This window comes from Pantoea sp. BR_17 (genome assembly GCF_041955125.1).
Lineage (GTDB): Bacteria > Pseudomonadota > Gammaproteobacteria > Enterobacterales > Enterobacteriaceae > Pantoea > Pantoea stewartii.
On record NZ_JAVAXT010000015.1, the window covers coordinates 1 to 14,423 of the forward strand.

14 protein-coding genes, 1 tRNA gene and 3 pseudogenes are annotated in these 14,423 nt (G+C 49.9%); 13 read left to right on the forward strand and 5 right to left on the reverse strand.

Features of this window, described 5'->3' with window-relative positions:
- Nucleotides 1-71 precede the first annotated feature (71 nt).
- The 10 genes from RAC60_RS19545 to RAC60_RS19590 all read left to right on the forward strand — a co-directional run bounded on the left by RAC60_RS19545 (nt 72) and on the right by RAC60_RS19590 (nt 7,461).
- Nucleotides 72-650, forward strand: coding sequence for a recombinase family protein (locus tag RAC60_RS19545; RefSeq protein WP_058702291.1), 579 nt, complete (start codon nt 72-74; stop codon nt 648-650).
- Nucleotides 651-767: 117 nt separating this feature from the next.
- Complete coding sequence (locus tag RAC60_RS19550) at nt 768-956, forward strand: YciI family protein (protein ID WP_232371841.1); 189 nt, start codon at nt 768-770, stop codon at nt 954-956.
- Between the two features lie 101 nt (nt 957-1,057).
- Complete coding sequence (locus tag RAC60_RS19555; RefSeq protein ID WP_039341968.1) at nt 1,058-2,227, forward strand: phage tail sheath protein; 1,170 nt, start codon at nt 1,058-1,060, stop codon at nt 2,225-2,227.
- Between the two features lie 12 nt (nt 2,228-2,239).
- Nucleotides 2,240-2,752 (forward strand): phage major tail tube protein, encoded by a 513-nt coding sequence (locus RAC60_RS19560; RefSeq protein WP_110268421.1) that lies wholly within the window; start codon nt 2,240-2,242, stop codon nt 2,750-2,752.
- Between the two features lie 54 nt (nt 2,753-2,806).
- The gene (locus RAC60_RS19565) at nt 2,807-3,103 is read left to right on the forward strand and encodes a phage tail assembly protein (RefSeq protein ID WP_033739909.1); all 297 of its coding nucleotides are present in this window, start codon (nt 2,807-2,809) and stop codon (nt 3,101-3,103) included.
- Between the two features lie 32 nt (nt 3,104-3,135).
- Nucleotides 3,136-3,258 (forward strand): GpE family phage tail protein, encoded by a 123-nt coding sequence (locus RAC60_RS19570; RefSeq protein ID WP_013027268.1) that lies wholly within the window; start codon nt 3,136-3,138, stop codon nt 3,256-3,258.
- On the forward strand, nt 3,251-5,497 hold the full coding sequence (locus tag RAC60_RS19575) for a phage tail tape measure protein (RefSeq protein ID WP_375094193.1): 2,247 nt from the start codon (nt 3,251-3,253) through the stop codon (nt 5,495-5,497). The genes RAC60_RS19570 and RAC60_RS19575 overlap by 8 nt, the downstream gene beginning before the upstream one ends.
- 6 nt (nt 5,498-5,503) lie before the next feature.
- A complete protein-coding gene (locus tag RAC60_RS19580) occupies nt 5,504-6,007 on the forward strand; it encodes a phage tail protein (RefSeq protein ID WP_033739905.1) in 504 nt (167 codons plus the stop codon).
- A gap of 1 nt (nt 6,008) precedes the next feature.
- Nucleotides 6,009-7,166 (forward strand): contractile injection system protein, VgrG/Pvc8 family, encoded by a 1,158-nt coding sequence (locus RAC60_RS19585; protein WP_058708779.1) that lies wholly within the window; start codon nt 6,009-6,011, stop codon nt 7,164-7,166.
- A 73-nt stretch (nt 7,167-7,239) separates the two neighbouring features.
- Nucleotides 7,240-7,461 (forward strand): ogr/Delta-like zinc finger family protein, encoded by a 222-nt coding sequence (locus RAC60_RS19590; protein ID WP_058708780.1) that lies wholly within the window; start codon nt 7,240-7,242, stop codon nt 7,459-7,461.
- A 372-nt stretch (nt 7,462-7,833) separates the two neighbouring features.
- Here RAC60_RS19590 and RAC60_RS19595 read toward each other — a convergent pair whose 3' ends face one another.
- On the reverse strand, nt 7,834-8,364 hold the full coding sequence (locus RAC60_RS19595; protein WP_324029608.1) for a hypothetical protein: 531 nt from the start codon (nt 8,362-8,364) through the stop codon (nt 7,834-7,836).
- 136 nt (nt 8,365-8,500) lie between these two features.
- Here RAC60_RS19595 and RAC60_RS19600 point away from each other — a divergent pair.
- Nucleotides 8,501-8,693 (forward strand): annotated as a pseudogene (locus tag RAC60_RS19600) (toxin-antitoxin system HicB family antitoxin).
- Nucleotides 8,694-9,241: 548 nt separating this feature from the next.
- Nucleotides 9,242-9,532 (forward strand): annotated as a pseudogene (locus RAC60_RS19605) (DUF1493 family protein); the annotation flags it as partial.
- A gap of 699 nt (nt 9,533-10,231) precedes the next feature.
- Here RAC60_RS19605 and RAC60_RS19610 read toward each other — a convergent pair.
- The 4 genes and pseudogenes from RAC60_RS19610 to RAC60_RS19625 form a co-directional block, all read right to left on the reverse strand.
- Entirely contained in the window at nt 10,232-10,672 is a 441-nt protein-coding gene (locus tag RAC60_RS19610) for a hypothetical protein (protein WP_058708782.1), read from the reverse strand.
- A gap of 406 nt (nt 10,673-11,078) precedes the next feature.
- The gene (locus RAC60_RS19615) at nt 11,079-11,810 is read right to left on the reverse strand and encodes a DUF6216 family protein (protein ID WP_058708783.1); all 732 of its coding nucleotides are present in this window, start codon (nt 11,808-11,810) and stop codon (nt 11,079-11,081) included.
- Between the two features lie 175 nt (nt 11,811-11,985).
- Nucleotides 11,986-13,086: pseudogene (locus RAC60_RS19620) on the reverse strand (IS3 family transposase).
- A 390-nt stretch (nt 13,087-13,476) separates the two neighbouring features.
- Nucleotides 13,477-13,552, reverse strand: a tRNA-Ile gene (locus RAC60_RS19625).
- A gap of 302 nt (nt 13,553-13,854) precedes the next feature.
- Between RAC60_RS19625 and mug the strand changes: the two genes are divergently transcribed.
- On the forward strand, nt 13,855-14,370 hold the full coding sequence (gene mug / locus RAC60_RS19630) for a G/U mismatch-specific DNA glycosylase (protein ID WP_006118211.1): 516 nt from the start codon (nt 13,855-13,857) through the stop codon (nt 14,368-14,370).
- Nucleotides 14,371-14,423: the final 53 nt, after the last annotated feature.

The window sequence follows — 14,423 nt, forward strand, 5'->3', positions numbered from 1 at the left end:
CGCGAAACAAACCCCTGGCCCCTGTAACCTACGCAATGGCAAACTCCCCACCTTTTACCAGAGGAAAAATGATGCTGATTGGCTATGTCAGGGTGTCAACAAATGACCAAAACACCGATTTACAACGGAATGCCTTGCAGAGTGCAAATTGTGAACAGATTTTTGAGGATAAAATCAGCGGTAAGACCAGCGAACGACCAGGCCTAAAGCGGGCGCTCAGGACGTTAAAAGAAGGCGATACTCTGGTGGTGTGGAAGCTGGATCGGCTTGGCCGCAGCATGCGTCATCTGGTCATGCTCACTGAGGAGCTGCGTGAACGTGGAGTCAATTTCCGTAGCCTGACGGACAGCATCGACACCAGCACGCCGATGGGGCGTTTTTTCTTTCATGTGATGGGCGCCCTGGCGGAAATGGAGCGTGAATTGATCGTTGAACGCACGCGAGCGGGCCTCTCCGCTGCGCGAGAAAAAGGACGTATTGGTGGGCGGCGGCGCATTATGACGCCGGACGTCGTGGAACGGGCAAAAAGAATGCTGACGAACGGCGCCACACGTTACCAGGTGGCACTGGTGCTGGATATTTCTGTCAAAACCCTGTATCGCTACCTTCCAGTCAACGCCACTAAACCCACCGATCACAGCAGTAACTAACAGGAATAAACTATGTTGTTTGCCGTACGTTTTTACGATCGTGCCGACCGGGCTGATATCCGCAAAATCTATATGGACGCTCATCTGTAGTGGCTGGAAAGCGTCAGGTCAGGCGTACTGATTGCGGGCTCCCTCAGAGAGCATGCCACGGCTCATCCCGATGGTGCGTTATGGATTGTGGAAGCCGCATCCAAAGAAGCCGTTGAAACCCTCCTGAAGCAGGACCCGTTATGGCAAGAGGGACTGCGTCAAAACGTGGATATCCGGCTCTGGAGTAAGGCTTTTGACAGCCCCGTTACCCTGTAAATTATCGCCACTGTTTAGCCACGCGCCAGCAAACCGCAATCGCATGCATCCTTTCTGCTGACCTGACACTCTGAGCACACCCTCAACACGGAGTGCTACAGATGTCTGATTTTCATCACGGTGTCCGCGTCGTCGAAATTAATGACGGCACACGCACCATCTCGACTGTTTCAACCGCCATTGTTGGCATGATCTGCACCGCAGAAGATGCTGATGCAACGGCGTTCCCTCTTAACACACCTGTTCTGCTGACCAACGTGCAGGCGGCCATCGGCAAAGCCGGTACCCAGGGCACCCTGGCGGCCGCGCTGCAGGCGATTGCTGACCAGGCGAAGCCAGTGACTGTCGTGGTTCGCGTAGCAGAAGGCGCGAGTCAGGCGGAAACCACCTCTAACCTGATTGGCTCGACAGACGCGAACGGTAAATACACCGGCATGAAGGCGCTGCTCAGCGCGCAAACTCAGCTGGGTGTTAAGCCACGTATTCTGGGCGTGCCAGGGCTGGATTCGCTGGAAGTGGCGACCGCGCTGGCCAGCATTGCACAGCAGCTGCGTGGCTTTGCTTACGTGTCCGCCTGGAACAGCAAAACCATCTCTGATGCCATGAAGTACCGCGAAAACTTCAGCCAGCGTGAGCTGATGGTCATCTGGCCAGACTTTATTGCCTGGAATACCGCGACCAGCAAATCTGAAATGGCTTATGCCACCGCACGTGCGCTGGGCCTGCGCGCCAAAATTGACAACGATACGGGCTGGCATAAAACCCTGTCCAACGTGGGCGTCAATGGCGTAACCGGCATCTCTGCAGACGTTTTCTGGGATCTGCAACAGACTGGCACCGATGCCGATCTGCTGAATGAGAAGTGCGTCACCACGCTAATCCGCAAAGACGGCTTCCGTTTCTGGGGCAACCGCACCTGTAGCGACGATCCGCTTTTCGCGTTTGAGAACTACACCCGTTCAGCGCAGGTGCTGGCCGATACCATGGCGGAAGCGCACATGTGGGCCAACGATAAACCGCTGACGCCAGTGCTGGTACGCGAAATCATCGCCGGCATCAACGCGAAGTTCCGTGAACTGGTCAGCGCTGGTTATCTGCTGGGTGCGAACTGCTGGTACGACGAAAGTGCGAACGATAAAGAGAGCCTGAAGGCGGGCAAACTGTTTATCGATTACGACTACACGCCGGTACCCCCGCTGGAAGATCTGACGCTGCGTCAGCGCATCACTGATACCTATCTGGCGAACTTCGCCGCATCCGTAAACAGCTAAGGAGCCGGATAAATGGCACTGCCACGTAAACTCAAGGGGTTAAACCTCTTTAATGATTCAAACAGCTATCAGGGCATTGTAACCGCCGTTACGTTGCCGAAGCTGTCACGCAAGCTGGATACCTATCGCGCAGGCGGCATGAACGGCGCCGCGTTTATCGATAACGGCCTGGACGATGCGGCGCTCGATATGGAGTGGACGCTGGGCGGTATGGATGAGCTGGTACTCAGCCAGTGGGGCGCAACGGCCAACGTTCCGTTACGTTTTACCGGTTCTTATCAGCGCGATGACACCGGCGAAGAGATTGCCGTTGAAATTGAAGTGCGCGGTAAGCATCAGGCGTTTGACTTCGGTGAAGCCAAGCAGGGTGAAAACACCGAAACCAAAGTCACCAGCAAAAATACCTATTTCAAACTGACCTGGAATGGCAAAGAGCTGATCGAAATCGACACCGTCAACATGGTGGAGAAGGTCAACGGCGTCGATCGTCTGGAACAGCGCCGTAAAAATCTCGGCCTGGTGTAATAACAAAGGCCAGCGCGTTCTGCGCTGGCCCCTCTTGATTGAGATGGAGAAAAAATGGAACAGCTGGATAAGCCGGAACAGAAAGACAACCTGGTGGTGCTGGAAAGCCCGATTTCACGCGGTGATGTAGTGATCGCCCAGGTCGAGCTGGTCAAACCGAACGCCGGCGCGCTGCGCGGTGTACGACTGGCCGAGCTGGCCTCGTCCGATGTGGATGCGCTGTTGATGGTGCTGCCCCGCATCACGATGCCTTCGCTGACCAAAGCGGAATGCAATGCGCTGGACCCGGTTGACCTGATTGCCCTGGGCGGCAAGGTGATTGGTTTTTTGTCAGCGAAATCGGCCACGTAAGCTGGCCCCGCGATATGACGGTCAATGATCTGATGGCCGATATTGCCAGCGTTTTTCACTGGCCCCCCTCAGAAATGTATCCCATGTCGCTGGAAGAGTTACTCGACTGGCGGCATAGAGTGATGATCCGCAGTGGAGTAACCTCAGATGAGTAACACGCTCAAGCTGCAAGTGCTGCTGGAAGCGGTTGATCGGGCGACGCGCCCGTTCAGTGCCGTGCGTAAAGAAACAGAAAAACTGTCTGCGGATATCCAGGAAACGCAGGACCGCCTGGATGCGCTCAACGCTAAATCCGCGCAGATTGAAGGGTTCCGTGCGACGCGCAAAGAACTGACGCTGACCCAACAAAATCTCAAAAATACCCGGGCAGAAGCGGCAGCACTCGCCATTCAACTTAAAAACACCCAAAACCCCACCGCGGAACAAACGCAGGCGCTGGATAAGCTGCGTCAGTCGGCTAACGCGCTGCAGCAAAAAAATATCCAGCTGCGTCAGTCGGTACAGGAGCAACGCCAGGCGCTGAATGACGCCGGGATTTCCACGCGCCGGTTGAGCAGTGAGCGCCGGAAGCTGAACCAACAAGCCGAGCAGACGACATCCACCCTCAATGCGCAGGGTCAGTCCATGGATCGGCTGAATCAACGTCAGGACAAGCTCAACCGCATACGCGATCGCTACCGTGCCGGCATGGCGCTGGCAGATAACGTGCAAAGTGCCAGTTCGAAGGCCAAAGACTTTGTTGAGAAGGGCCGAAAAGTCATTGATTACCTGTCACCTGCAAATGAGATTGTGCAAGCCCGCGCGGCGATTACGCAATCGGGTGGCTCATCGGGTGAGGCAAAAGCTGCAGCACCGGCAGTGGCTAACCTTGCAAACGCGACGCAACGTAGCATGCAAGAAAGCGCGTCTTTGGTGCTCAATATTAAAAACGCGTTCGGCATTGCAGATGACCAGGTTGGTCAGTTAGGCGACGTGCTCTCATCGACCTTTGCCAATAAAACAACCGATTTTACCGCGCTTAAGACGGCGATGGTCGCTGTAGGGCCAGCCGCGAAGAACGCCGGTGTAAGCGTCGGTCAGACCGCGGCCATGATGGGCGTGCTGGCAGAAAACGGCATGACGGGCAGCCAGGCCGGTGCTGGCGTCAGCGCCATGTTGACGCATGTTCAGGCACCGGACGCCAGCGCAGACAGCGCTCTGAAAGCGTTGAATGTGCAAACCGCTGACGAACAGGGCAACAACCAGCCCATTTTCGCGGTGCTCGGTCAGGTACAGGCGGCGTTTGAGAAAAACAAACTCGACGCAGCCCAACAAGCCGCTTATCTGCAGGCCATTTTTGGTGAACAGGGCGCCGCCCCTGCCGCAGTGCTGATGAAGGGCGCAGCCAGTGGCCGACTGGATCAGCTGTCTCAGGCGCCTGCCGCGCAGCCGCCAGCCGCAGACGCGTCGGTTGATACCAGCCTGCAGGCCATCAGCCAGGATGGCTTGTCCGTACAGTCCGTCCTGACCGGCGTTATGAATATCAATCCCCAGCTCTCGGACAGCCTGCTGACGCTGGCAGCCGGTGGGCTGACGTTGGTGGATTCCCTGGCCAGCGTGGGGAACATTGCCTGGCCCGTCATTAGTGGGCTGAGCACCATCATGGCGGGTGTGGAGCTGCTGGGCAGCGCGTTTGCCATCATCGGTGGCGCGATTACGGCCACGCTGGGGGCGATTACGCTACCGGTGGTCTTGCTTGGCGCGGCTATCGCGGCGGGTGCCATGTTGGTTTACCAGTACTGGGAACCGATTAGCGCTTTTATCAGCGGCGTTGCTGAAGGTTTCAGCGCGGCGATGGGACCGATCAGCGACGCGTTCGCGCCGCTGAAGCCGGTATTTGACTGGTTCAGTAACAAAGTGTCCGAGCTGGGCGCCTGGTTCTCGAAGCTGCTGGAACCCGTGAAGTTTTCTCAGCAGGAACTGGCTTCAGCAGGGGAGATGGGACAGCGCTTCGGCAACATGCTGGCGACAGCGCTGAAATTACCTGGTGAAGCCCTTAACCAACTGCGGGGCGGCATTGACTGGGTTCTGGGCAAACTTGGCATCATCGATGAGAAATCTGACAAGGTGAAAGACAAGCTGCCACCGCCCAAAATGCGCGATCAGGATGACGAGGATGAGGATAACGCGGATGCCCGTCCGGCTGCCTCTCGCGCCAGCCTTAACAGCACGCTCAATCAGCCTTTGCCCTCGGTTAACAATTCAAACGTGGATAACCGTCAGCACACCGTAACCAACAACATCTATGCGACGGGCGACCCCCAGGCGATTGGACAGGCCGTTGCACAGTATTCCACGGCATCGCCGTGGTCCACGGCTGATAGCAGCTATAACTCCATGTTTAGCCGGGATTAATTCACCATGATGATGATATTAGGCATGATGCCGTTTGTACGGCAAACCCTTCCCTTCGACAATCTGAAGCATGACGTGGGCTATCGCTGGGCGAAAAACAGTCGCGTGGGGCGACGTGAGTCGACCCAGTTTTTGGGTGCCGGTGACGATAAAATCACCCTGTCTGGCGAGCTCCGGCCTGAAATCACCGGCGGCAATGTCACGCTGCTGGCACTGAAGGCGATGGCCGATGAAGGCCTGGCGTGGCCGCTAATTGGCGGCAATGGCATTATTTACGGCATGTTTGTCGTCACAGATTTCTCGGCCACGCATACGGAATTTTACAGCGACGGCAGCGCGCGCAAGATAGGCTTTACCCTCAACCTGTTGCGGGTTGACGATTCATTGACCAGCATGTTCGGCGACTTAAAAAGGCAGGCGGAAGAACTGCAAAACCGGGCCAGTGACGCAGCGCAACGGGTGGGTTCTGTCATCAACAGCGTTACCTCTGCGCTGAGCGGAGGGCGCTGAGATGAGCGATATCGCCCCGATTCCGGTGCCTCTGCGCGTTGCGCCTAAGCCGGACTTCAATATCAAAATTGAGACGAAGGATAAAACGGAAGATATTCGCCCACGGCTGATTTCTCTGAAGTTAACGGATAACCGTGGCTTGCAGGCCGATCAACTGGAGCTGACGCTGGACGACAGCGACGGCCAGTTGGTCATGCCGCCTTTTGGCGCAAAAATCGCCCTGGAGATTGGCTGGAAAGGACAGCCGCTTGCAAATAAAGGCATCTACCTCATTGATGAGGTCACCTACCAGGGCGCGCCGGACACGATAACGGTGGTCGCCCGAAGCGCCGATTTTAGCGGTTCGCTCGATGTTAAAATCACTGATTCATATCCAGACATGACGGTTGGCGAGGCCGTGGAGAAAATCGCGAAACGTAACAACCTCAAGTGGAAAGTTTCGCAGGAGATAGCTAAGAAAAAGATTAAGCATCTCGATCAAACGCAGGAAACGGACGGCACATTTATTACTCGTCTGGCTATGCTGGTTGGTGCGGTGGCGACAATTAAAAAAGAAATGCTGCAGTTCTTTGCCCCCGGGCAGGGCGTGACCGTGAGCGGAAAGCCGATTTCACTCCTGAATCTGAACCGACAGGATGGCGATAAGTATGAGTACAAATTGTTTAAGCGCGACGATTACAGTGGCGTAGAAGCAAAATGGTACGATCAGAAAAAGGCGCAGCAGAAAGGGGTAACCGTCAACACGATACCGCCAGCAACACCGGCGGTGAACCCTGTCCATCCCGCGGCCCAAAATATCCCCACTATCGGGCAACAAGACCCGGGAAAAACCTATGTTTTTGGCAGCAATAAGAAGCTGTATGTACTGAATACGCACTTCAGTAGCCAGGAGGAAGCAGAGGAGGCGGCTAAGGCAAAGTGGCAGGAACTGCAACGCAACCGGGCTACGCTGAAGATCCTACTGGCGCTGGGTGCTGCGGAGTTGATTCCTGAAACGCCGGTCAAAGCTCAAGGTTTTAAATCGGTCATCGATAATCAAAAATGGCTGATTACCAATATCGTGCATACCCTCGATAAAAGTGGCTTTACCACCCAGTTGAACCTGGAGCTGATGACTGAAAACGTGGACTACATCTTAGTTGAAAAGCAAGCTGGTTAGTTTAAGTCTAATTATTGTTGCTTTTTGTTTAGCCTTTGGCTAAAGTTGCACTATGCCAGAGAGGAGAACAACTATGATGCATTGCCCAAAATGTCAGACCGCCGCCCATACGAAAAGCAGCCGTTACGTTTCGAAAGAGACGAAAGAACGTTATCACCAGTGCCAGAACATTAACTGCAGTTGTACCTTTAAAACCCTGGAGAGCGTATCCGGGATTATCGTCGAACCGGCACAGATTAATACCGTGCCGGTGATGGCGAAAGGCAGCAATAACCCGTCACCGCAGATGCTGTAAGCCCAACCCGCGAAAGCGGGTTTTTTTATGATAGCGGTTTAGGTGGGATAGAGGACAGACGGGGCTGAAGGCCCACGCGCCGTTGACGTTTAAGGGCGCGACAGCGGCCTCTGGGAGTTCTGTTAATAACTGTACGGGGTGAGGGCCGGGGCCCTTGGGAACACTGGCAATTACTGTACGGAATAAAAAGATTTCACTGATATGAGTCAGGCAAAACAGGCTTCCGGTGAAGAGAGAAAAAGCGTGGCGATTTTCGCCAGAAGAAAACGCAGGGGTGATAAAGTATTTTGGTATAAAGTTAAGTCCGCGCTGGGATTTGAATTTGGTATGCGAATTCCCTTCTTCCACAGGGAAGAAGGGAAAGGGCCGGAATTAATGAACGCTATCTGTAAATTTGCTATCGATCATCACCAGCCCCGACGCTGTTTGCACAAAACGCGGCGCGGTTAAGTCATCAGTCATGATGTTAATCATCTGGAATAACAAGCCGGTGATGTGTTTCTGCAAGTCTGTAGAAGCCGGCTGATTCAGCAACACTAACGTCAATGCGCTGCAATATTGCCGCATCTCTTCCAAATCTATCGAACAACCGCTGCGACAGGCTTTGTCATTACCTTTCTCCAGCGTGAGGCGTTTAATCAGGTGTTCTGGCAGTGGCTGGTCTAACAGAACTTTCAATACTTCCAGTGCAGCCAGCAAACGGCCGCACAGTGCCATACGAGCGGCGATATCGTGACATTCAATCAGGGCATCCACATAGCGCACGCACGTATCCAGCACCTGAAACAGATCGTGCGTGGTGCCAAGCGGCGTTTTCAAGAGGTTTGAGATCGCAGATTCGATAACTGGCTGAATGTCCAAGATTTGATGATGGGCGGTTGTGTTACTATCGGTGTTAGCCATAGCGTTGTTCCTTAGAGTGAACGTTGTGGTCAGACGCTCCGGTATGTGTTGCTGCACTGCCGGGGCGTTGCTCTTACAAAAGGCCTCATGTTAATGTGGTCTTTTATGAGGCTAAACTGAGGGAGTAGGTGGCCACATGTCAATAATAATGCGTGAAAAAAAAACCAAAAGGTGGAGGCAAGTCTCCACAATTTAAAATGCGCATTGATCCGGCCTTGAAAAAACAGCTCGATGCGGTTGCAACTGAAGAAGGAATTAGTCTGGCAAGCTGGCTGAAGAACCTGGCGAGAGAGGCATTAAAGGCAAGGGGAATTGAGCCGGAGGGGTAATTTGTGCGTGAAATATTGAGTTAATTATATGTGTGGTAAATGAAAAAAAGCTAAATTTCGCTATTGTGAAGTTTTTAATTTGGCCATTACAAGTTTGATAAAATAGCTGAGGCTTTGATGGAGTTTTGAGTAAATGAAGCTTTTTATTGTATGGTTACTGCAATCTTTTTTCTATCTTGTACCGATTATAGTCAGTGTTGTTGGTGCTTATTTTATTGTGCGATTCGTTCCATTTTACCCAATGGGGTTTGTGGTTGCCTGGGTCGGTATCGTTGCTTATCTTTATATAACATACAGTAAGTGGGTTTAACCTCAACCGTATAATCTTTTTCATGGCGATTTTCAAAACACCATGAAGTTTCAATATTTATCTGTAATATGATGTTCAGTGAATCGGGCCTTACCCATATTGACTTGCTCAAAGTAAATAATCAGGATGTAAGATCCTTATAAATGAATGAGCAATCTAAGTTGTACGCTTACAAGATTAGCTATGAGATAACATTCAAATAAAATAAGATTGCCAGAAAGAAGAGCAGATTACGATAATGGACGAGACAGAAAAAACAGTACTCGATCTTGTTGAGACTTACAATGATCGCAGCATATTTACCTTTAAGCGGTATCCGCTCAAACATAATACCGATCTTAATGAAGATTTTCGAATGGACCCGTTAGATGCCTATGATTTACTAGAGGAATTCACAGAGAGATTTTCAATTAATTTAGATGAAATCAATTTCACTCGCTATTTTCATGAAGATAATGGCAAAGCAGAAAAGGCGTTGACCATTCAATTACTGATTGACTCGGCCCGAGCAGGTCACTGGACGGATGAAGAAAAATCAAAAACAGAAAATACCTTACCCTCAAACTCAGACAGGAAAATAATGAAAAAGGGAAAAAATAAGACGATTTATGTTTTAGCATTCATTATATTTTTTCTGATTCTCCCGGAAATAGTGGTTCGTACACTAACCCCAGAACAACTCGTCAGACTCAGCGACTTCACAAGCCTGGGCGGGATGTTTAGCCATCTCCTTTCGTTAATGCTTTTTCTCGGTATAACATCGATTTTGCTGGGCATTGCCGCTATCTGTCTGGCAAAAAAAATCTACCGATATTTTGTCAGGTTTAAAAAATAGCATACCTGCTGTACGCTCTGTATGCGTTACCAACGCACTGAGAGCAAAATTTTGCCAAAGCTGAAAACGTTGAGCGAAAGCAATCCAGGAAAGCGTATAGGATCTGCGGACCTGTTTTACAGTGGCTGGTCCGCGCAAACTCATGGGGGAAATGTGAGTAGGTCAAAGTGTGCCATTCTTAGCGTAATGTGAGGTGTAATACGTTATTCCGCCCTTGCAGGATGCGGACGAGTTGGGCATCGCCATGGAGAGCGAGAAAGCGCTACTGGAGCAATGAAGAACCTACCGCGTGGAGACCTTAACGGCACCGGATATTAGTTGGCCGGGAAAGCCTAAACAGAAACATCCCCGTTACAGCGGGGACTATCAGGAAAATTTTAGAGGCGGGAAGGCTTAATTTTGCCATTCAATCATCTCATCCAGCCGTTTTAAAATATCTGGGAAGTAGCTCTCATTGATGCCGAAATCACCTTTCACCTGAGCGCTGTCAGCATGCGCTTCAGGACGAAGGTTATATTCAATAATTACACCCTCTTCGCCGGTTACTTTCCTGATTATCATATTCAGTTGATGGCACTGGCTTTGAAACTCGAAAGGCTTTATCTCACGTTGAGCAATTAAAGCGTTATGGTGCGCTGCAAATTGCTCACGTAGTTCCAGTAGCTCACCTACCGTAAATTCAGTTTGAAACTGTGCTTTCAGGCCAGGAACAGAAAATTCAACAAAAGATTTTATCCAGTCCCAGCGATGATGTTCAGGGTCAATGTCGTTATCGACCACTCTTTCAAATGGAGAAACCGCAAACGTAAATTTCTCGTCTTTAATATCAAACATTGATGCGTTCCTGTCGGTTTTTAAAAATACATAAAGTGGGTGATTGTCCAGTCGGATTCTCTTATCAGATGGATTTATCATATAATTTAAAAGTTAGGTGGTATATCGTGCTATGTAATTTGTCAAAATTTCTGTTTAAGGTATAGTAGTTATTTTCATGTCATTATAACACTATGAAAAAAATTGTTGAGCTAATGCGTTTTACCTCCAACTTGAGCTATGTTGGAACTATCTTTACAGTCAATAATAATTGTTTTATTTAAGAGAAACATAACTAATTGCTTAGTGAACAGGTAAGAAGCTTATAGAATTTAAATTCTTGATGAGTTTTCACTAAGAGGGGTGATTTAACCAACGCAATATGGAAAGCATTACTCCGTTGGTTGGGAATATATTGAAAATAAAATTACGTATATCTCTCTACCATTTCTTGCTCCTTTAAAATATGCTCCCTTAATTTTTTTGTGTACTTTATATTAAGCCTGGCGCCAATTGATAACCAAACCATAAGTAATATTAATAGGGAAAGGAGTATAATATAAAAATTACGATTTTTGTTAAACTCCAGTATGGATTGCTTGAGTTTTTTATCAGGAGGTGTTGCACTTAAAATTTCACAAATTACATTCGCAAGCTCATTGGATATTTTATTATTGTAGGCTAGGGTAGTGTGAGGGGTTGATTTACACTGCTCACTACTAATTGACCAAGATGGTTTCAATGCATGTGCAGAAGCTTTATCATATGTAATAAGGAATTTTTCTTTTGTTGATTTTAACGTTAATGCAGTCCAGTTTTTAGGAACTATTGCGATCTTCCAGTCTAGGTATGTAAAAGTTACAGCTGCAGAAATAAATACCGCCATCATTAAATAAATAAAGAAAAGATCAATGCGATCTAACTTTGGAACCTTTTTAAGGTTGATGCTTATAGAAAATAATTTTAATAGCCATGTTTTTATACCTGCTTTCCGATAAGTTTCTTGATGATATTTTATAGGAAGGTTTAATTTATTTATGGTTGTACTTATAAATTTACCTAAGGCAGTTAATATAGCAGTCAATCCTGCCAAGCTAACAATTATATCCTTCATGCTAAGATTATTAAGCAGCCCGCTAACAGCATGTGTTTCTACCATATTGCTCTCCAGCTTTTTTCAGATTGAAAATGTGTATAAATTTGTATCATCTGCCACACATAATGCAATGATTTCCTTAATATGTTTAGACTGCGATCATTTCAGCATGAACACACAACTCACCGAATTAATGCACTTTATTGTAAGCATGCCTGTTTTAATTTCACGCACTTTTTTAGATCTCCGGGTTTTCGACCGTCAGCCGGTATTCTTCAGGCGTCAGGTTATTCAGGGATTCATGAGGGCGCTCGCTGTTATATTCTTTGAGCCAGCGCTCAGTAATTTCCCGTGCTTCATTCAGCGTTCTGAACAGATAAAAATCCAGTTTTACTGTCCTTTATGTACGATTGAACCGGTCGATAAAGGCATTCTGCGTGCGCTTGCCGGGCCTGATAAATTCCAGCATCACACCATGTTCTTCTACCCATTGTGCCAGCGTCAGCGAGATCAGCTCCGGACCGTTATCCATCCGCGTTTTCAGCGGATATCCGCGGTTTGTCACGATCATGTCCAGCACTCTCACAATCCGCTGCGCCGGGATATTCAGGTCAATTTCGATCGCCAGTGCTTGGCGGTTAAAATCATCCACCACGGTGAAAGTCCTGAAGCGCCAGCCGCACACCAGCGCATCGTGCATAAAATCGACGGGCCAGCTCTGGTTCATCGCCTCCTGGCGTCGCCAGCGGAGCCAGATTACGCACCGGCAGGCGCTGTTTTCTCTTACGGCGAAAATTCAGTTTCAGCAGGCAATAAATACGGCGAACCCTTTTATGGTTCCACCTATTGCCCTGCCTGCATAGCACCTGAAAAAGCTTTTTTAAATCCGTATCGCGGATAGCGGATAGCGTTCAGCCGCCACGGTCAGTTCCATAATCACCGGCTCATCACGTCGCGTATCCGGCTGATAACGAATACCGTCCTGCTCAGTGACAATGTCCTGCATGCCTGACGTAAGCTCATGGCAAGCTGCGCGGTCAGATAGCTGACCAGCTCACGCTTTATCGCTGGTTTTAAAGCTTTTTTCAATAACGTCTATCAGGGCGCGGCACTTGAGACTCAGTTCCGCAAACATCTGTTTCAGTCGACGGTTTTCATCCTCAGGTTCCTTAATCTTTTTGATATCAGAGGGTTCCATGCCGCCGAACTTCGCTTTCCAGTTGTAGTACGAGGCCTCAGGGACCCCGGCCTCGCGGCAGACATCCTTAATCGTGCGTCAGGCTTCGACGGGCTTCAGAACGGCTATGATCTGGTGTTCAGTGAATCGTGCTTTAAGCATGGCGATCTCCTCCGTGGACATAATCAGTATGCCGGAAGATCTCTAAAGTGAATGGTCGGGTTTGCCGGGATGCTTATAAAGCGTTCTGTATCTGACCGGCACGCTAGTTGCTCATTACGCAGTTGCTGAATGGAATCGTCGAAACTCATGGCTTGTTTTGTACTGCAACCCTAGGATGGTTTAGATAAGGCTGTGTTTATTATTGAACTCGAAGGGCTTTCAGGCTTTTCGAAAACAGGAAATCAGGTTTCTGGCAACCGGCCAGCCAGACATTTAAACCCATACTACTTACGTCACCCAGCCATTCACTTGCGTCATCCACTACATCACCTGAATCGCACCCAAAGAAAAAGGAGTCAGACGATTTCTCATCTAACTCCTTGTTTTATCTGGTGGCCCCTGCTGGGTTTGAACCAGCGACCAAGCGATTATGAGTCGCCTGCTCTAACCACTGAGCTAAGGGGCCAATGGAGCGGGGATTATAAAGTATCTGTTCGGGGCAATCCAGCGTTGTTCGGCTGGTTGCTGAAATAAGCAGCAATGTTTTACTTGCTGATAACTATGATAAAACCGCCAAAAACGCTACGCTGATACGCAGCGTCATCACATGCGCGGTGAAGCGCGATTGTCTTATTGGGCTTAACAGTAGGAAAGACAGCCGCGATCACGACATTGCTCCGCAAATAAGCGTTAACCACTGGCAAGATTATGACGAATACGGATTCTTTGCGTGAGCGGCCAGGACGCAGCGCAAAGCCAGGAGGCCTCATGAGCGAACACAACATCACCGATATCATTGCACCGGACCTGAACGTCCTCTTCTGCGGCATCAATCCCGGTCAGTCGACCGCGCACACCGGCTATCATTTTGCCCATCCGGGCAATCGTTTCTGGAAGGTGATTCACCTGGCAGGGTTTACGGTACAGCAACTGAAGCCGGAAGAGGAGCAGCGCTTACTGGAGACCGGCTGTGGTATTACGATGCTGGTCGAGCGCCCGACCATCCAGGCAAATGAACTGGCCAGTGATGAGCTACGTGATGGCGGTCAGCGGCTGATGGACAAGGTTCTATGCTATCAGCCTGCCGCGCTGGCTATCCTGGGCAAAGATGCCTTTAAACGCGCGTTTCGTCAGAGCAAAGTGGAATGGGGCGAGCAGCCGATCTACATGGGGAAAACCCAGGTGTGGGTGTTGCCGAATCCCAGCGGATTAAACCGGGCCTCACTGGAAGAGATGGTGGCGCTATATCGCCAGATGTACGAGGCGTTACAGCTGCGGCGTTAATGGTGGCGGTTTGCGGGAAAAGGGCAGGGCAGCAGACATAAAAAACCCCGGCG